This window comes from Streptomyces venezuelae, assembly GCF_008642315.1.
GTDB classification, from domain to species: Bacteria; Actinomycetota; Actinomycetes; order Streptomycetales; family Streptomycetaceae; genus Streptomyces; species Streptomyces venezuelae_D.
Genome location: NZ_CP029192.1, coordinates 6,867,198 through 6,885,525, shown reverse-complemented (window position 1 = coordinate 6,885,525; position 18,328 = coordinate 6,867,198). Strand labels below are relative to the sequence as shown.

Genomic DNA, 18,328 nt, shown 5'->3' with positions numbered 1-18,328 from the left:
GAGGTGAGCCTTGTCGCAGCTCAGCGCGGAAATCCGTGTATGCCACACCTCGGTACGAGGCCGGCTCACACAGATGAGGGATCACGGATCGGCCGAATGATCCATACCCAGTGGATCAGTCATTCGATCAAGCAGGGTGGACGGCCTCAGGCGAGCGCGACCAGGTCCGCGTAGTCCTGGCCCCACAGGTCCTCGACGCCGTCGGGGAGCAGGATGATGCGCTCCGGCTGGAGCGCCTCGACAGCGCCCTCGTCGTGCGTGACGAGGACGACCGCTCCCTTGTACGTGCGCAGCGCGCCGAGGATCTCCTCGCGGCTGGCCGGGTCGAGGTTGTTCGTGGGCTCGTCGAGGAGGAGGACGTTGGCCGAGGAGACGACCAGGGTGGCCAGCGCGAGCCGGGTCTTCTCGCCGCCGGAGAGCACACCGGCGGGCTTGTCGACGTCGTCCCCGGAGAAGAGGAACGAGCCGAGCGTCTTGCGCACCTCGACGAGGTCGAGGTCGGGGGCGGCCGAGCGCATGTTCTCCAGGACCGTGCGCTCCGGGTCGAGCGTCTCGTGCTCCTGCGCGTAGTACCCGAGCTTCAGGCCGTGGCCCTCGATGACCTGGCCGGTGTCGGGCTTCTCGGCGCCGCCGAGGAGCCGCAGCAGCGTGGTCTTGCCCGCGCCGTTGAGGCCGAGGATGACGACGCGCGAACCCTTGTCGATGGCGAGGTCGACGTCGGTGAAGATCTCAAGCGAGCCGTACGACTTCGAGAGGCCCTCGGCCATCAGCGGCGTCTTGCCGCACGGGGCGGGCTCGGGGAAGCGCAGCTTGGCGACCTTGTCGTTCTGGCGCACGGCCTCCAGGCCCGCGAGGAGCTTGTCGGCGCGCTTGGCCATGTTCTGCGCGGCGACGGTCTTGGTGGCCTTGGCGCGCATCTTGTCGGCCTGCGAGTGCAGCGTCGCGGCCTTCTTCTCGGCGTTCTGCCGCTCGCGCTTGCGGCGCTTCTCGTCGGACTCGCGCTGCTGCTGGTAGAGCTTCCAGCCCATGTTGTAGACGTCGATCTGGGCACGGTTGGCGTCCAGGTAGAAGACCTTGTTCACCACCGTCTCGACGAGGTCGACGTCGTGGGAGATCACGATGAACCCGCCGCGGTACGTCTTCAGGTAGTCGCGCAGCCAGACGATCGAGTCGGCGTCGAGGTGGTTGGTCGGCTCGTCGAGGAGGAGCGTGTCGGCGTCCGAGAACAGGATGCGGGCCAGCTCGATACGGCGGCGCTGACCACCGGAGAGCGTGTGCAGGGGCTGGCCGAGCACGCGGTCGGGGAGGTTGAGCGCGGCGGCGATGGTGGCGGCCTCGGCCTCGGCGGCGTACCCGCCCTTGGTGAGGAACTCCGTCTCCTGGCGCTCGTACTGCTTGAGGGCCTTCTCGCGGGTGGCGCCCGAGCCGTTCGCGATCCGCTGTTCGTTCTCGCGCATCTTGCGGATCAGTACGTCGAGACCGCGCGCGGAGAGGATGCGGTTGCGGGCGAGCACGTCGAGGTCGCCGGTGCGGGGGTCCTGCGGGAGGTAGCCGACCTCTCCGGAGCGGGAGATGGTGCCGCCGGCGGGCATGCCCTCACCCGCCAGGCACTTGGTGAGGGTGGTCTTGCCCGCGCCGTTGCGGCCGACGAGGCCGATGCGGTCGCCCTTCGCGATGCGGAAGGTGGCGTTCTCGATGAGGATGCGGGCGCCGGCGCGCAGCTCGATGCCGGAAGCGGTGATCACGGGGTTCTCCTGAAACAGAGTGGACGGCGAGAGGGACGACTGAGGTGCTCAGGAACCGGTGTCTATGCCGTCCAACTGAGGAGAGGTGCTGCCATGGCAGCCAGTCTAACGGGCCGTCGCAACTAGTTTTCCGGGCTCCCGGCGCCGTCGGGGCCCCGCCGCAGGTCGCCGTTGCCGAGCGGGGTGCGGCCCGGAACGATTCTGCCGTAGTCGTCCACCGCGACGACCTGCGCGGTCCAGGCGGCGGGGCCCGTGCAGGGCTGGGCGACCAGGAGCGCCCCGTCCCTGCGGACGGAGCGTGCGGGTTCGAAGGCGCAGCCGGTCCTGGCGGGCAGCACCCAGCGCAGATCGCCGTCCGACGTGCGGTAGGCGGCGATGCGGTGCGGGGTGACGACGGCGAGCATGGCGGCGTCCGGGGTGAGCGGCTGGAGGACTCCTGCGCCGCCGCGCGCCTCCGGGGTGCGCAGCCAGTCGGCGCTCGCGGGGACGGCGCGGTGCCAGCGAACGGAGCGGCCGTCGGCCCGCGCGGTGTCGGTGACCAGACCGTCGCTCCAGAGCGCGACGGCGTGGCCCGGCGTGGACAGGAGGGTGACGGGACGGCGCCCCGCGCGGGTGTACGTCCAGCGGGGGGCGCCGCTCTCCTCGTCGTACGCCCGTACGGCACCTCCCGTCGCGCGCAGCGCGGGTTCCCGGCCGGGCCGCGCGTCGTCCACGCGCGCGTGGACGGTGAGCCGGTCTCCATAGGGGGCGGGCCGCGAGTGGTGGGCGGCGGTGACGAGCGGCAGGGCGAGCACGGCGAGGGCCACGGGCAGCGCGATGCGCGTGCCCCGACGGGCCGGGGCGAGGCCCGTCGCGCCGAGCGGCAGAGCGGCCATGACGCCCCCTTCCGTACCACTGTCATGGATCAGGCGCAGAGCGTAGCCGCGGGGGGTGGGGCGGCCGTTCCGTGGCGGGGGCGACACGGCGTGGGGAGCGGTTCGTGTCCCCCGTTCGGACCTTCCTCCGGGGCTCGGTGGGGGTGGGCGTATCAGGATGAAGTGGCCGGTGGTCCGGCGCGGGACGGCGTGTGCCGTTCCGGATGCGCGGCAGAGGGGTGCGCCCATGCAGTTCGACGACGACGCCGACCTGGACACCTCGGAGGTGCAGGATGTGCGCGGCAGTCGGATCCCCGGCGGCCGGGCGACGGTGGGCGGCGGCATCGCCGGCCTGATCGCCCTGCTCCTGGGGCTCTTCTTCGGGGTCGGCCCCGACCAGCTGGGGCTGTCGTCCGGCAACGACGAGCCCACGGTCACCTCCTCGTCCCTCGCGCAGGTGCAGCAGACCTGCCACAAGGGGCGGGACGCGAACAGCAAGGAGGACTGCCGGATCGTCGCGGTGGTCAACAGCGTCCAGGACTTCTGGCGGCCCGAGTTCCAGCGCCGCGAGGGCACGTACTCCCCCGCGCGGACCATCCTGTTCACGGGCCGGGTGGGCACCGCCTGCGGCACCGCCACGTCGGCGGTCGGCCCCTTCTACTGCCCCGGTGACCGGAAGGTCTATCTGGATCTGGACTTCTTCGACGACCTGCGGACCAAGTTCGGGTCGAGCGGCGGGCCCTTCGCGCAGGCGTACGTCGTGGCGCACGAGTACGGGCACCACGTGCAGAACCTGATGGGCACCCTGAAGCGCTCCCAGGACGGCCGCACGGGCCGGGACAGCAACGCCGTGAAGGTCGAGCTGCAGGCCGACTGCTACGCCGGTGTCTGGGCCCGGCACGCGACGCGCAGCCCCGACGAGCGCACGGGCAAGCCGCTGATCAGCAGCCTCGACGACAACGACATCCGCGACGGCCTGGACGCGGCGGCCGCGGTGGGCGACGACCGCATCCAGGAGAAGTTCCAGGGCCGGGTCACCCCGGAGTCCTGGACGCACGGCTCGGCCGAGCAGCGCCAGCAGTGGTTCTACGAGGGCTACCGCACCGGCGACATGGGCCGGTGCAACACCTTCCGTTGAGGCGGTGAGGCGGTGAGGCGGTGAGGCGGTGACGCTCACTCGCCGCCGGTGTGGACCTGGAAGGCCGCCCGTCGCAGCGCCTTGGCGAGCGCCGGATCGGGGTGGGCCGCCGCGAGGGCGACGAGGACCTGCACGGTGCGGGGGTGGCCGACGCGGCGGACCTCGTCGAGGAGGGCGGGGACGGTGGGCTGGACCGCCGACTCCAGGTGCCGGACGAGGAGGTCGGCCTCTCCGTGGTCGGCGACGGCCGCCGCGGTGTCGACCCAGAGCCAGGTGGACTCCTCGCGGGTCAGCACGAGGTGGACGTCCTCCGGGTCGGCGCCTTCCTGCTCGGCGAGCCACAGCAGCGCGTAGGGACGCAGGGAGGACTCCTCGACGACGGCCCTGACGTCCGCCTCGGCCGGTGCGCCGACGACGCGCAGCGCCTCGAAGGCGAGGCCGCGCAGCAGGGCGTCCTCGCCGCGGGCGGCGGTGAGGAGGTCGGTGACGGCGCTGCCTACGGGGCGTGCGGCGAGCCAGGCGCGGTACTCGGCGCGGGCCGCGTTGGGTCGCAGGCGGGTGCAGCCGCGCAGCATGTCCTCGGCGGACTGCTCGAAGTGCCCGGCGGGGCTCTGTGCGGCGACGCAGATCTGTTCCAGCTTGACCCAGACCGCCCAGCTGCCCAGCGGGGTGAGCGTGGCCTGCCCTTCGGCGCAGGTGAGCGCTCCCACGGTGGCGAGGCCGTGCAGGGCCCAGTCGAGGAGAGCGGGGAGCGGGGCGTCCTGCGGGGCCTCGCCGGGGGCGGCCGGTTCGGGCTGCGGGCCGTGGGCGATCTCGCAGCGCTCGGTGCGCAGTTCCGTGACGCGCTGGTCCAGGAGGTCGAGGAGCTGCGGCACGGGGACGGGGCCCGCCGACAGCTGCAGGAGGGACAGGACCTGCGGCATGGCCTCGACGGTCTCGGCGACGGCCGCGGGGGCGAGGTCGTCGGGCGCCGGGTGGGCGAGCGACCAGGCGTCGAAGAGGGCGACCCAGCCGCGCAGTACGGCGGTGTCGTCGCGGTCCCACACGCGCAGCCGCCAGCCGGGGCGTGCGCTGTCGCCGTGCACCTCGACGAGGCCGGAGAGGCGGGCGGTGTCCCAGTCGGCGCGGACCTGAGCGGGGGTCAGTCCCAGTTCGGCGGCGGCCCGTTCGGCGGTGGCGTCGGAGAGGGTGCCCTTGCCGTCGGGGGTCGCGCCGGTGCCGCGGGGGCCCGGGCGGAGGGCCGCGTCGGCCCAGCGGGCGACCCGTGCGGCGGCGGCGAGAACGGCTCGTGCGCCCCGCGCGAGCTCCGCGGGAGCGGGCGTGCCCTCCGGCGGCCGGGGCGCGGGACGGCGCGTGCGGCTGCCCCCCATGGCGCCGGGCGCGGCGGACAGGGGCCGTGCTGGGTCGCGCCGGGTCTCTCCTCGCTCTTCGGCCCTCTGGCGGGGCGCGCGGACAAGTCGGAGCCTGGAGTCGCGCGGGGTACGGGACGTCACAGGAACAGTCTTCCTGTTGACGGTCCGAAAACCCAAACGGAATGGCGGCGCGGGCCTTCGGGGGCGGTGCGCGACCGGCGTACGGGAAGGGCCTCGTGGGGTCAGATCAGGGGGGTGAGGAAGCGGCGCAGCACCTCTTCGTAGGCCGCCGGGTCCGCGTTCCACATGGCGCCGTGCGGCGCGTCCGGTACCGGGTGCAACGTGACCAGGTCCGGGCGCTGTTCGGCCATCCTGCGGGAGAAGACCCAGGGGGCGACGGTGTCGTCGGGACCGTGCACGACGAGGGTCGGCACGTGCAGCGCGTCGGCGCCCGCGGACTCCAGGATGCGGTCCCCGCGCAGACCCGTGCGGCCCTGGGCCGCACGGACCGCAAGCGGAAGGAGCGGCCCGGGGGTGCGGCGGGCACCGGCGAGGGCCCGCAGCGTGACCTCCCAGTTCAGCACGGGCGAGTCCAGGACGAGCCCGCTGATGCGGTCGCGGAGCGCCGAGTGCGCCGCGGCGTGCAGGCACATGGCGGCGCCGGTGGACCAGCCGTGCAGGACGACGCGCTCGGCGCCGTTGCGCACGGCGTAGCGGATGGCGGCGTCCAGGTCGCGCCACTCGGTCTCGCCGAGGTGGCCGAGGCCGTCCGGGGAGCGGGGCGCGCCGAGGTCGCCGCGGTAGGCGAGGTCGAGGACGGGGACCCGCATGCGGTTCAGGAAGTCCATGACGACCATCGGGTGCTCGCGGGTGGTGCCGAGGCCGTGCACCGTGATGACCCAGGTGTCCCGGGTGGCGGGCACGAACCAGGCGGGCAGCCCGCCGAGTTCACCGGGGATGTCGACGTCGGCGTGGTCGAGGCCGAGTGCGGTGCGGGGGTCGCCGATGTGGACCTGGGGCGTGAGCCAGACGCGGGAGCCGGGCTCCATGGCGCCGTGGGTGACGGCTTCCAGGCGGCGTACGACGGTGTCGGCCTCGTGCGGGGCGGAGTCCAGGACGGGTCCGACGACGGCGTGGGTGCCGTTGCCGCTCAGGCCGTACGTGCCCGGGCGCAGGCTCGCCAGGGCGCGGGTGAGGCTGATCTGGCCCGCGGCCGTGGCGTGCACGGTGAGGCGGGGTTCGGTGGGCAGGGGTCGGCCCGCGGGCGCCTTGAGGGCGGCGTCGCTGGCGAAACGGCCCGCCGCGATGGCGGCTGCGGCCGTCCCCAGGGCGGCTGTTACTGCGGTGACGGCCGCTGCCGTCGCTTTGGCTGGGCGCACCGTCCCAGTGTTATGGGCGAAGGGCTCCGGGGCCAGTGGGCGGTGTCCCTGGGGTGACCGGATCACTTCGATGCTGGCCGTACCCCTTCAGCCGGTCTTCCGCCTCGCGCAGCTGGGAGGGGGACAGGAGAGCCGGGGCGCGGCCGGGGACCGCGGCGGCGGTGAGCCAGAGGCGGGACATGTACTCCAGCTGGGCCGTGCGGTCGTACGCCTGGGAGAGGGTGTCCCCGTAGGTGACCGTTCCGTGGTTCTGGAGGAGGCATCCGGTGCGGTCGCGCAGGGCGTGGAGCATGTTCTCCGCCAGCTCTTCCGTGCCGTACAGCGCGTAGGGCGCGACGCGGGGCGGGCCGCCGAGGATGCCGGTCATGTAGTGGACGGCGGGGAGCTCGGGGACGAGCATCGAGACGGCCGTGGCGTGCACGGCGTGGGTGTGGACCACGGCGGCCGCGGAGGTCTCGCGGTAGATCGTGAGGTGCATGGGCAGCTCGCTGGTGGGCGAGAGGTCGCCGAAGAGCTGCCGTCCCCGGAGGTCGACGCCGACCGCGTCCTCGGGTCGCAGGCGGTCGTACGGCACGCCGCTCGGGGTGACGAGGACGGTGCCGCCCACCCGTACCGAGACGTTGCCCGAGGTGCCGACGACCAGGCCGTCCGTGACGGTCCTGCGGGCCGCGTCGACGAGCTCGGCCCAGGCCTTCCGGATGACGTCACTGTCTCCGTGCTGCTGCTCAGTCATGCGGCGATCCTGCCAGCCGCCCGTCGAACACCGGAGAGTGTGGGACGCGGGGTGATCAGTATCTCTTCGACGGGCTTGTCGGACTGTTCGAAACGGTGCCGCGCGACGGCGGCCGCCGGATGGCGGAGCCCGACACTCCGCCCAGTTTGCGGGCCCCCCGCCCCCGCTCCGTACGATCGCTCTCGAACGCCCGGAACGGACGAGGTGAGGGCACTCCGCTTCGAGTCACCGCACCGCCCGGCCCAGTTCACTTTCCGTTCACCCGGGTTGCCTACGTTCCACATGCCACTGACGTCCAACAGAAGCCTGGGTAAATGGAACACATCACGCTTCTCCTCGGGATCGTGATCGTCACCGCTCTCGTGTTCGATTTCACGAACGGTTTCCACGACACTGCCAACGCGATGGCGACGACCATCTCGACCGGCGCCCTGAAGCCCAAGACGGCGGTGGCCATGTCCGCCGTGCTCAACCTCGTCGGCGCCTTCCTCTCGGTGGAAGTCGCCAAGACGATCTCCGGCGGCATCGTCAACGAGGACGGCCTCAAGACAGAGGTCATCTTCGCCGCGCTCGTCGGCGCGATTCTCTGGAACCTCCTGACCTGGCTGGTGGGCCTGCCCTCCAGCTCCTCCCACGCGCTCTTCGGCGGCCTCATCGGCGCCGCGGTCATGTCGATGGGCTGGTCGTCGATCAACGGCGGCACCGTCGTCACCAAGATCCTGATCCCGGCCGTCGCCGCCCCGCTCGTGGCGGGCATCGCCGCGACGCTGGCCACGCGCCTGACGTACCGCATCGGCCGCAACACGGACCAGAAGGCCACCGCCAAGGGGTACCGCGCGGGCCAGATCGCCTCCGCGGGCCTCGTCTCGCTGGCCCACGGCACGAACGACGCGCAGAAGACCATGGGCATCATCACGCTCGCCCTCATCACGGGCGGCGCCCTGAACCCCGGCGCCAACCCCCCGATGTGGGTCATCGTCTCCGCCGGTGTCGCCATCGCGCTCGGCACCTACCTCGGCGGCTGGCGCATCATCCGCACCATGGGCAAGGGCCTCACCGACCTCGCGCCGCAGCAGGGCTTCGCCGCCCAGACCAGCGCCGCGACGGCGATCCTCGCCTCCTCGCACATCGGCTTCTCGCTCTCCACCACGCAGGTCTGCTCCGGCGCCGTGATGGGCGCGGGCCTCGGCCGCAAGGGCGGCGTCGTCCGCTGGTCGACCGCGACCCGCATGTTCGTCGCGTGGGGTCTGACCCTGCCGGCCGCCGGTCTGGTCGGCGCGGGCGCCGAGTTCCTCACCAAGCAGGGCCCCTGGGGCATCACGGTCACGGCCGCGCTCCTCGTCGGCGGCTCCGCCGTCATCTGGGTGCTCTCGCGGCGCAACGCCATCGACCACACCAACGTCACCGACGACGAGGTCCGCGTGGAAGGGAACGCCCCGGCCGACGAGCCCGCCGGCGTCGTGACCACCGCGATCGCCGCCGTCACGCCGCCCCCCACGGGCACCCTGGCCGCCTCGACCGTCCCGGGCGAGTCCGTCAAGGCCGGCGTCTCGGCCCCGACCACGACCACGACCGGTGCCATGGCGGACCCCGCCCGGCCCGCGACGGTGTAAGGACAGATCAGCATGAGCATCGACTGGGCAGCTCTCGGCTCCGTCTTCGGCGTCAGTCTCGCGGTGACGGTGGCCCTGGTGGGCCTCTTCACCCTCGGCATCGTCGGCCTCTCCCAGCAGGAGAAGGCGGCTTCCGCCTCCGGTGGTTCGGCGGCCGTGGCACGCACCGGCGCGTACGCCTGCTTCGCGCTCTGCGCGGCGGCCGTGGCGTACGGGATCTATCTGATCGTCGCCTGACAGCACGGTTTCCCGGAGGGGTGCGGAGCGTACGAAACGCTCCGCACCCCTCTCGCGTGTGCGTCCCAACACACTCTCCCGTCGCAGGTCAACAGCGAGTTGACGGGCATTCGCGGGGCGTGGTGGACTGCCCGGGCCAACTACGGAGGCAGCAGAGGAAGCCGGTGCGAATCCGGCGCGGTCCCGCCACTGTCACCGGGGAGCGACTCCCCGGGAGCCAGGAACTCTCGTCGCCGATTCACGTCGAACCAGGGCGCGGACACCCTGAGTGAGGACACACAACGCCATGAGTGCCGATCGCGATTTCGCGTACGGCGCCGCCGCCGGATTCCTCGGTGACCTGCTGCTCGGCGATCCCCGCCGGGGGCACCCGGTCGCCGCGTTCGGGCGGGCGGCGGGCGCCGTCGAGCAGGCGCTGTGGCGGGACCACCGCGGATGGGGCGCCCTGCACGCCGCGGTGTGCGCCGGGGGCGCGGCAGGCGCCGCCGCTCTGGCCTCCGCTCTCGTACGCCGCTCCGCCGCGGGACGCGCCGGAACCGTGGCGCTCACCGCCGCCGCGACCTGGGCCGTGCTCGGCGGCACCTCCCTGGGGCGCGAGGCGCGGGCCGTCGGCGGCGCCCTGGAAGCCGGTGACATCGAGGTCGCCAGGGAGCGGCTGCCCCATCTGTGCGGGCGCGACCCGCAGGCCCTGGACGCCGACGGGATAGCGCGGGCCGTCGTGGAGTCCGTCGCCGAGAACACCTCCGACGCCGTGGTGGGCGCGCTCGTGTGGGGCGCGCTCGGCGGCGTACCGGGACTCGTCGCCTTCCGCGCCGTGAACACCCTCGACGCGATGGTCGGCCACAAGTCCGCGCGCTACCGGCGCTACGGCTGGGCCTCCGCGCGCCTCGACGACGTCCTCGGCTGGCCGGGGGCGCGGCTCACCGCCGTGCTGGCCGTCGTCGCGGGCGACGCGCCCTCGGGGGCGGTGCGCGCCTGGCGCTCCGACGCCGCGAAACACCCGAGCCCCAACGCCGGTCCCGTCGAGGCCGCCTTCGCGGGGGCTTTGGGCGTACGTCTCGGGGGGACCCTCTCGTACGCGGGACGGGTCGAGCACCGGCCCGTGCTCAACGCGGACGGGCGCGACGTACACGTGCAGGACATCGAGCGGGCGGTGAAGCTGTCGCGGCGGGTGAGCCGGCTGGCTCTCGGTGTCGCGGTCGTCGCGGGCGCCGCCCGACTGAGGTCAAGGAGAGTGTCGTGAGCGGTGGACTGCTCGTCGCCGGAACCACGTCGGACGCCGGGAAGAGCGTCGTCACCGCGGGCATCTGCCGGTGGCTGACCCGCAAGGGCGTGTCCGTCGCGCCGTTCAAGGCGCAGAACATGTCCCTCAACTCGTTCGTGACGCGCGAGGGCGCCGAGATCGGACGGGCCCAGGCCATGCAGGCGCAGGCCGCCCGCGTCGAGCCGACCGCGCTGATGAACCCCGTGCTGCTCAAGCCGGGCGGCGACCGCTCCAGCCAGGTCGTCCTCATGGGCAAGCCGGTGGGCGAGATGAGCGCGCGCGGCTACCACGGGGGACGCCAGGCGGCGCTGCTCGACACCGTCGTCGGCTGCCTGGAGGAGCTCAGGAGCACGTACGACGCCGTCATCTGCGAGGGCGCGGGCTCCCCCGCCGAGATCAACCTGCGGCGCACCGACATCGTGAACATGGGCATCGCGCGGGCCGCGCGCTTCCCCGTGCTCGTGGTCGGGGACATCGACCGGGGCGGGGTCTTCGCCTCGTTCTTCGGGACGACGGCGCTGCTGAGCGCGGCCGACCAGGAACTGGTCGCCGGGTACCTCGTCAACAAGTTCCGCGGCGACGTCTCCCTCCTCGAACCCGGGCTCGACATGCTGCTCGGCCTCACCGGGCGGCGCACGTACGGCGTGCTGCCGTTCCAGCACGGCCTGGGCATCGACGAGGAGGACGGCCTGCGGGTGTCCCTGCGGGGTGCCGTGCGCGAGTCCGTGGTGGCGCCGCCGGTCGGCGACGACGTGCTGCGGGTCGCCGTGTGCGCGGTGCCGCTGATGTCCAACTTCACGGACGTCGACGCGCTGGCCGCCGAACCCGGTGTCGTCGTGCGGTTCGTGGACCGCGCCGAGGAACTCGTCGACGCCGACCTGGTGGTGGTGCCGGGCACCCGCGGCACCGTGCGCGCCCTGCGCTGGCTGCGCGAGCGCGGCCTCGCGGACGCCCTGGCGCGCCGCGCCGCCGAGGGCCGCCCCGTGCTCGGCATCTGCGGCGGCTTCCAGGTCCTCGGCGAGCACATCGAGGACGAGGTCGAGTCGAAGGCCGGTTCCGTCGACGGGCTCGGGCTGCTGCCGGTGCGGGTGCGGTTCGCCCGCGAGAAGACGCTCGCCCGGCCGGTGGGCGCGGCCCTCGGCGAGCCCGTCGAGGGGTACGAGATCCACCACGGCGTCGCCGAAGTGACGGGCGGCGAACCCTTCCTGGACGGCTGCCGGGTCGGCGAGGTGTGGGGCACGCACTGGCACGGGTCGCTGGAGAGCGACGCGTTCCGGCGCCGGTTCCTCACCGAGGTCGCCCGCGCGGCGGGCCGCCGCTTCGTGCCCGCCCCCGACACCAGCTTCGGCACGCTGCGCGAGGAGCAGCTCGACCTGCTGGGCGACCTGATCGAAGAACACGCAGACACGGACGCGCTGTGGAACCTGATCGAGCAGGGCCCGCCGGCCGGCCTGCCGTTCATCGCGCCCGGCGCCCCGCCTGCGGCACCGACACGCACCAAGGAGGCTCTGTGAGTACCCCGTATCCGTTCACCGCCCTCGTCGGGCAGGACGACCTGCGGCTCGCGCTCTTGCTGAACGCCGTATCGCCCGCCGTGGGAGGCGTGCTCGTACGGGGAGAGAAGGGCACCGCCAAGTCCACCGCCGTGCGCGCGCTCTCCGCGCTGCTGCCGGAGGTGCCGGTCGTCGCCGGATGCCGCTTCTCGTGCGATCCGGCTGCCGCCGACCCCAACTGCCCCGACGGCCCCCATGAGTCGGCCGGCGCCACCGCACGCCCCGCGCGCATGGTCGAGCTGCCGGTCGGCGCCTCCGAGGACCGGCTCGTCGGCGCCCTCGACATCGAGCGGGCCCTGGCGGAGGGCGTGAAGGCCTTCGAGCCCGGACTGCTCGCCGACGCGCACCGCGGCATCCTCTACGTGGACGAGGTCAACCTCCTCCACGACCACCTGGTCGACCTCCTGTTGGACGCCGCCGCGATGGGCGCCTCGTACGTCGAGCGCGAGGGCGTGTCCGTGCGGCACGCCGCCCGGTTCCTGCTCGTCGGCACGATGAACCCCGAAGAGGGCGAGCTGCGGCCGCAGTTGCTCGACCGGTTCGGTCTCACCGTCGAGGTCGCCGCGTCCCGCGAGACGGACCAGCGCGTCGAGGTCGTACGGCGACGGCTCGCGTACGACGACGACCCCGAGGGCTTCGCCGGCCGCTGGTCCGAGGACGAGTCCGCGCTGCGCGACCGGGTCGTGGCGGCCCGTGCCCTGCTCCCCCGAGTGGTCCTCGGCGACGGCGCGTTGCGGCAGATCGCGGCGACCTGCGCCGCGTTCGAGGTCGACGGGATGCGCGCGGACATCGTGATGGCGCGTACCGCGACGGCGCTCGCCGCGTGGGCGGGCCGCACCGACGTCCTGAGCGAGGACGTGCGCCAGGCCGCGCTGCTCGCGCTGCCGCACCGCAGGCGCCGCAACCCCTTCGACGCGCCCGGGCTCGACGAGGACAAGCTCGACGAGGCGCTGGAGGACGCGCGCGAGGACGAGGAGCCGGAGGGTGACGACGACCCCGACGGGGGCGGCCCCGACGGTGACGGTCCCGATGGTGGCGGCGGGCAGCCTCCGGCCGGCGACGGCCCCGACTCCCCCGAGCTGCCCTCGCAGAACCAGGGTCCGGACGCGCCGGAGTCGCCGGACGCCCCGGGCGCCGACGACTCCCCCGCCCCGCAGGAGTCCGCTCCCACGGCAGGCGCCCCCTCGGGCCCCGGCGAGCAGCAGGCCGTACGCGCCGCCGAGCCGTTCCGCACCAAGATGCTGAGCGTGCCCGGCATCGGCGAGGGCGCGGCGGGGCGGCGTTCGCGCGCCCGCACCGAGCACGGCCGCACCACGGGTTCGCGGCGCCCCCGCGGCGCCCTGACCAAGCTGCATCTGGCGGCCACCGTGCAGGCGGCCGCCCCGCACCAGAAGGCGCGCGGGCGCTCCGGCGCCGGTCTCGTCGTACGCCGTGACGATCTGCGGCAGGCGACCCGGGAGGGCCGCGAGGGCAACCTCGTGCTGTTCGTCGTGGACGCCTCCGGGTCGATGGCGGCGCGGCAGCGGATGAGTGCCGTGAAGGGCGCCGTGCTCTCGCTGCTCCTCGACGCCTACCAGCGGCGCGACAAGGTGGGGCTCGTGACGTTCCGCGGCGCGGACGCGGAGGTGGCGCTGCCGCCGACGTCGTCGGTGGACGCGGCGGCCGCCCGTCTCGAATCGCTGCCGACGGGCGGGCGCACCCCGCTGTCGGCGGGCCTCCTGAAGGCGCACGACGTGCTGCGCGTCGAGCGGCTCCGGGACGCCGCGCGGCGGCCGCTGGTGGTCGTGGTGACGGACGGACGGGCGACCGGGGGCGTGGAGCCGGTGGCCCGGGCGGGCCGTGCGGCCCGGCTGTTCGCGGCCGACGGCGTCGCCTCGGTGGTCGTGGACTGCGAGTCGGGTTACGTACGGCTCGGCCTCGCGGGGCAGCTCGCGGGTGAGCTCGGCGGGACGGTCGTGACCCTCGACGAGCTGCGGGCGGACTCGATCGCCGGCCTCGTCAAGGACGTACAGGGAATGAACTCGCCTTCGAGGAGGGCCGCTTAATGCCGCAGGGTCAGCCGAGCGTCGTGCCGGACGACGGTCTCACGACGCGCCAGCGCCGCAACCGTCCGCTCGTCTTCGTCCACACGGGCGTCGGCAAGGGCAAGTCGACCGCGGCGTTCGGGCTCGCGCTGCGGGCCTGGAATCAGGGGTGGCCGATCGGCGTCTTCCAGTTCGTGAAGTCGGCGAAGTGGAAGGTCGGCGAGGAGAACGCGCTGAAGGTCCTCGGCGCCACCGGCGAGGGCGGCACGGTCGCCTGGCACAAGATGGGTGAGGGCTGGTCGTGGATCCAGCGCGCCCCCGCCGAGGGCGAGCAGACCAACGAGGACAAGGCCCGTGAGGGCTGGGAGCAGGTCAAGCGGGACCTCGCCGAGGAGACGTACAAGCTGTACGTCCTCGACGAGTTCGCCTACCCCATGCACTGGGGCTGGATCGACACCGACGAGGTCGTCGAGGTCCTGCGCGACCGCCCGGGGACGCAGCATGTCGTCATCACCGGCCGCAACGCGCCGCAGAAGCTGATCGACTTCGCCGACCTCGTGACCGACATGTCGAAGATCAAGCACCCGATGGACGCCGGGCAGAAGGGCCAGAGGGGCATCGAGTGGTAGCTCGCCTCGTCATCGCGGCGCCGTCGTCGGGCAGCGGCAAGACGACCGTCGCGACGGGCCTGATGGCCGCCTTCATGGCGGCGGGGCTCAGCGTCTCCCCGCACAAGGTCGGGCCCGACTACATCGACCCCGGCTACCACGCGCTGGCGACGGGGCGGCCCGGTCGCAACCTCGACGCGTACCTCTGCGGGCCCGACCTCGTCGCGCCGCTGTTCGCGCACGGGGCGGCCGGGTGCGACCTCGCCGTGGTCGAGGGCGTGATGGGCATGTACGACGGGGCGGCGGGCCAGGGCGAGCTGGCCTCCACCGCCCACGTCGCGAAGCTGCTGCGGGCGCCGGTCGTCCTGGTCGTGGACGCCTCGTCGCAGTCGCGGTCGGTGGCGGCGCTCGTGCACGGCTTCGCGTCGTGGGACCCGGAGGTTCGGGTCGCGGGCGTCATCCTGAACAAGGTGGGCTCGGACCGGCACGAGGCGCTGCTGCGGGAGGCGTTGGACGCGTCGGGGGTTCCGGTCCTCGGCGTGCTGCGGCGTGCCGCGCCGGTGCACACGCCTTCGCGGCACCTCGGGCTCGTGCCGGTCGCCGAGCGGCGGGCCGACGCCGTGGCGTCGGTGGCGGAGCTGGCTTCGCGGGTGCGGGAAGGGTGTGACCTGGAGGGGCTGCTCGCGTTGGCGCGGAGCGCGCCGTCGTTGTCGGGTGATGTGTGGGATGAGGCTGTGGCCTGCGGCGCGTCTCTCCCCGATCCCGCCCCTTCCCGAAACCGGGGCTCCGCCCCGGGTCCCGCACGTGGCTCGGGACCATCACCGGCTTCGCCGAGTTCGCCCTCGAACGCCGGACGGGCTGTGATTGCCGTTGCCGGTGGCCCTGCCTTCACCTTCTCCTACGCCGAGCACGCCGAGCTGCTCACCGCCGCCGGTGCCGACGTCGTCACGTTCGACCCGCTCCGCGACGAGCAGCTCCCCGACGGGACCGCCGGTCTTGTCATCGGGGGCGGGTTCCCCGAGGTGTACGCGCCGGAGTTGTCCGCCAACGACGTGCTGCGGAAAGCCGTCGCCGAGCTCGCCCGCTCCGGGGCGCCCGTCGCGGCCGAGTGCGCGGGGCTGCTCTACCTCTCCCGGGAACTGGACGGGAAACCGATGTGCGGGGTCCTCGACGCCGAGGCGCGGATGTCGGAGCGGCTGACGCTCGGGTACCGCGAGGCCGTCGCCGTGTCGGACAGCGTCCTCGCGCCCGCGGGCACACGCATGCGCGGCCACGAGTTCCACCGCACGGTCATGGAGCCGGGAGCGGGACCCGCCCCCGCGTGGGGCCTGCACCAGCCGAAGCGCCGCGTCGAGGGCTTCGTCCAGGGCAATGTGCACGCCAGCTACCTGCACACGCACTGGGCCGCGGAGCCGGGCGTCGCACGCCGGTTCGTCGAGCGGTGCACGCCGTGAGCACGGGCGGTGGCTCAGCCCGCGATGCCCACCACCAGCCAGATGAACGCCGCGCCCGCCACCGTGCACAGCAGGGTCGAGCGGGCCGGGTGGTCGTGGTGCGCCTCGGGCAGAATCTCCGCCGCCGCGAGATAGAGCAGCGCGCCGCCGAAGAACCCCAGATAGCTGCCGAGCAGCTGCTCCGGAATGGTGAAGAGCAGGGTCGAAGCGGCGCCCACCACGGGGGCCACCGCGTCCGCGAACAGCATCGCGAGCGCCTTGCGGCGGGCGTTCCCGTACAGGCTCGTGAGCGTGTACGTGTTGAAGCCGTCCGCGAAGTCGTGGGCGACCACGGCCAGCGCCACGGCGACGCCCATGCCGCCGCCCACCTGGAACGCCGCGCCGATCGCGACGCCGTCCATCACGCTGTGCCCGACCATCGCCGCGGCGGCCGTGAGCCCCACCTCGGGCACCCGCCCGCCCTCGTGCTCGTCGGCGCCGTGCGCGGCCCTGCGGCCCGCGAGGAGCCGTTCCACCAGATGGGCGACGAGGAAGCCTGCCACGAACAGGAGCAGGGCCGCCGGTACGCCGAAGACGGGCTCGCCCGCGGCGTCCAGCGCCTCCGGCAGCAGGTCCAGGCCGACGACTCCGAGCATCAGGCCGCCCGCGAGTCCCAGGACGAGGTGGCGCCGGTCGGTGACCCGCTGGGCCGTCCAGCCGCCCACCAGGGTCATGAGGAAGGCGCCGAGCGCCACGAACACCGCCATGGCCCCTTGCTAGCCGATTGACCCCCTGCTCCGCACATCCACTGCCCCCACCCCACACGAAAGGACCCACTCCATGGAGGACGTCGTGCTCGTCGTCGGCGTCGGCGCCTGCGAGGACGCCCCGGTGGAGGAGGTGCTCGGCCTCGTCCGGGACACGGTCCGCGAGGCGGGCCTCTCCGAGGGGGCGGTCGCGGAGCTGGCGACGGTCGACGTGAAGGGCGCGGAGCCGGGGATCGTCGGGGCGGCGGCGCGGCTCGGGGTGCCGGTCGTGACGTACACGGCGGCGGAGCTGTCGGACGTGACGGTGCCGAACCCGACCGCGCGGTCCCGTGCGGCGGTGGGTACGCCGTCCGTGGCGGAGGCGGCGGCGCTGCGGGGCGGCGGTGAACTCCTCGTGCCCAAGCGGAAGTCGGCGCCCGCGGGCCGCCCGGCGATGGCGACGTGCGCGGTCGCGGCGCGCCCGCGGGTGGCGGCCGCGCCCTTCGACCTGCGGCACCACGGGGACGCGGAGGTACGGGACGACGGCGCGGACCTCACCGATCTCGCCGTCAATGTACGTTCCGACACTCCCCCGGTGTGGCTCAAGGAGATCGTCGCCGCGTCCCTCGACGATCTGGCGGCCTATCCCGACGGCCGGGCGGCGCGCGAGGCGGTGGCGGCGCGTCATGGCCTCGCCCCGGACCGCGTGCTGCTCACGGCGGGCGCGGCGGAGGCGTTCGTGCTGCTGGCCCGCGCCCTGAAGGCCCGTCACCCCTACGTCGTGCACCCCCAGTTCACCGAGCCCGAGGCGGCGCTGCGGGACGCGGGGCACGAGGTGGGCCGGGTGCTGCTGCGCGAGGAGGACGGCTTCCGGCTCGACCCGGCGGCGGTGCCGGAGGAAGCCGACCTGGTGGTCGTCGGCAATCCCACGAATCCGACGTCCGTGCTGCATCCGGCCGCGTCGATTGCTCAACTGGCGCGCCCTGGGCGGACGTTGGTGGTCGACGAGGCGTTCATGGACGCGGTGCCGGGTGAGCGGGAGGCGCTGGCGGGCCGTACGGACGTGCCCGGGCTCGTCGTCCTGCGCAGCCTCACCAAGACGTGGGGCCTCGCGGGGCTGCGGATCGGTTACGTCCTCGCCGCCCCCGACACGATCGCCGCCCTCGCGCAGGCGCAGCCGCTGTGGCCCGTCTCGACGCCGGCGCTCGTGGCCGCGCGGGCGTGTGTGGGGCCTCGGGCGGTGGCGGAGGCGGGGCACGCGGCGCACCGGGTCGCGTCGGACCGCGCGCATCTCCTCGCCGGTCTCGCGGAGTTGACCCCGGCCGGGGTCCGTGCGGTGGGGCCCGCGGAGGGGCCGTTCCTTCTCGTACGGGTCCCGGGGGCGGCCGGGGTGCGCGAGCGGCTTCGGGGGCGGGGGTTCGCTGTGCGGCGTGGCGATACGTTTCCTGGCCTGGGGCCTGACTGGATACGGCTTGCCGTCAGGGATCGCGAGACGTCGACCGCGTTTCTCGCTGCGCTGGGGGAGGTTCTGGGGCACGACACCCTGCCGGCGCAGGGGCACCGACCCCGCCGCTCCGCGGCGGATCACTCCCACCCGCCCGCCCGTTCACCCCGCGACGTTCAGCCCGGGTAGGGGCACCGAACCCGCC

Annotated in this window: 15 protein-coding genes and 1 riboswitch; of the genes, 9 read left to right on the top strand and 6 right to left on the bottom strand. The window is 73.7% G+C overall.

Annotation, left to right across the window (positions count from 1 at the left end; genetic code table 11):
• Positions 1-146: 146 nt before the first annotated feature.
• Positions 147-1,745 (bottom strand): ABC-F family ATP-binding cassette domain-containing protein, encoded by a 1,599-nt coding sequence (locus DEJ48_RS30335; RefSeq protein WP_150183400.1) that lies wholly within the window; start codon positions 1,743-1,745, stop codon positions 147-149.
• 122 nt (positions 1,746-1,867) lie between these two features.
• Entirely contained in the window at positions 1,868-2,620 is a 753-nt protein-coding gene (locus DEJ48_RS30330) for a hypothetical protein (protein ID WP_150219377.1), read from the bottom strand.
• A 226-nt stretch (positions 2,621-2,846) separates the two neighbouring features.
• Here DEJ48_RS30330 and DEJ48_RS30325 point away from each other — a divergent pair, with 226 nt between their 5' ends.
• On the top strand, positions 2,847-3,737 hold the full coding sequence (locus DEJ48_RS30325) for a neutral zinc metallopeptidase (RefSeq protein ID WP_150219376.1): 891 nt from the start codon (positions 2,847-2,849) through the stop codon (positions 3,735-3,737).
• Between the two features lie 35 nt (positions 3,738-3,772).
• Here DEJ48_RS30325 and DEJ48_RS30320 read toward each other — a convergent pair whose 3' ends face one another.
• The 3 genes from DEJ48_RS30320 to DEJ48_RS30310 form a co-directional block, all read right to left on the bottom strand.
• The gene (locus tag DEJ48_RS30320) at positions 3,773-5,230 is read right to left on the bottom strand and encodes a hypothetical protein (RefSeq protein ID WP_190537682.1); all 1,458 of its coding nucleotides are present in this window, start codon (positions 5,228-5,230) and stop codon (positions 3,773-3,775) included.
• A gap of 101 nt (positions 5,231-5,331) precedes the next feature.
• Entirely contained in the window at positions 5,332-6,468 is a 1,137-nt protein-coding gene (locus DEJ48_RS30315) for an alpha/beta hydrolase family protein (protein WP_150219375.1), read from the bottom strand.
• Between the two features lie 10 nt (positions 6,469-6,478).
• Entirely contained in the window at positions 6,479-7,201 is a 723-nt protein-coding gene (locus DEJ48_RS30310; RefSeq protein WP_150219374.1) for a class II aldolase/adducin family protein, read from the bottom strand.
• 314 nt (positions 7,202-7,515) lie between these two features.
• Here DEJ48_RS30310 and DEJ48_RS30305 point away from each other — a divergent pair, with 314 nt between their 5' ends.
• The 7 genes from DEJ48_RS30305 (at position 7,516) to DEJ48_RS30275 (ending at position 15,954) form a co-directional block, all read left to right on the top strand.
• Complete coding sequence (locus tag DEJ48_RS30305) at positions 7,516-8,814, top strand: inorganic phosphate transporter (RefSeq protein WP_150219373.1); 1,299 nt, start codon at positions 7,516-7,518, stop codon at positions 8,812-8,814.
• A 12-nt stretch (positions 8,815-8,826) separates the two neighbouring features.
• Positions 8,827-9,051, top strand: a complete 225-nt coding sequence (locus DEJ48_RS30300) for a hypothetical protein (protein WP_150219372.1) — start codon at positions 8,827-8,829, stop codon at positions 9,049-9,051.
• A gap of 153 nt (positions 9,052-9,204) precedes the next feature.
• Positions 9,205-9,278, top strand: a riboswitch (cobalamin riboswitch).
• A gap of 59 nt (positions 9,279-9,337) precedes the next feature.
• Entirely contained in the window at positions 9,338-10,294 is a 957-nt protein-coding gene (locus DEJ48_RS30295) for a cobalamin biosynthesis protein (protein WP_150219371.1), read from the top strand.
• The gene (locus DEJ48_RS30290; RefSeq protein ID WP_150219370.1) at positions 10,291-11,829 is read left to right on the top strand and encodes a cobyric acid synthase; all 1,539 of its coding nucleotides are present in this window, start codon (positions 10,291-10,293) and stop codon (positions 11,827-11,829) included. Before DEJ48_RS30295 ends, DEJ48_RS30290 begins: the two co-directional genes overlap by 4 nt.
• Entirely contained in the window at positions 11,826-13,913 is a 2,088-nt protein-coding gene (locus DEJ48_RS30285) for a putative cobaltochelatase (RefSeq protein ID WP_150219369.1), read from the top strand. Before DEJ48_RS30290 ends, DEJ48_RS30285 begins: the two co-directional genes overlap by 4 nt.
• Positions 13,913-14,521, top strand: a complete 609-nt coding sequence (gene cobO, locus DEJ48_RS30280) for a cob(I)yrinic acid a,c-diamide adenosyltransferase (protein ID WP_150219368.1) — start codon at positions 13,913-13,915, stop codon at positions 14,519-14,521. The genes DEJ48_RS30285 and cobO overlap by 1 nt, the downstream gene beginning before the upstream one ends.
• Positions 14,515-15,954: a cobyrinate a,c-diamide synthase gene (locus DEJ48_RS30275; protein WP_150219367.1), complete on the top strand. Its 1,440-nt coding sequence runs from the start codon at positions 14,515-14,517 to the stop codon at positions 15,952-15,954. Before cobO ends, DEJ48_RS30275 begins: the two co-directional genes overlap by 7 nt.
• A gap of 14 nt (positions 15,955-15,968) precedes the next feature.
• Here the strand turns inward: DEJ48_RS30275 and DEJ48_RS30270 are convergent, their stop codons facing one another.
• Positions 15,969-16,700 carry a ZIP family metal transporter gene (locus tag DEJ48_RS30270; RefSeq protein ID WP_150219366.1) on the bottom strand — a complete coding sequence of 244 codons (732 nt, stop codon included), beginning with the start codon at positions 16,698-16,700 and terminating at the stop codon, positions 15,969-15,971.
• Between the two features lie 73 nt (positions 16,701-16,773).
• Between DEJ48_RS30270 and cobC the strand changes: the two genes are divergently transcribed.
• The gene (gene cobC, locus DEJ48_RS30265; RefSeq protein WP_150219365.1) at positions 16,774-18,312 is read left to right on the top strand and encodes an Rv2231c family pyridoxal phosphate-dependent protein CobC; all 1,539 of its coding nucleotides are present in this window, start codon (positions 16,774-16,776) and stop codon (positions 18,310-18,312) included.
• The last annotated feature ends 16 nt before the right edge of the window (positions 18,313-18,328 follow it).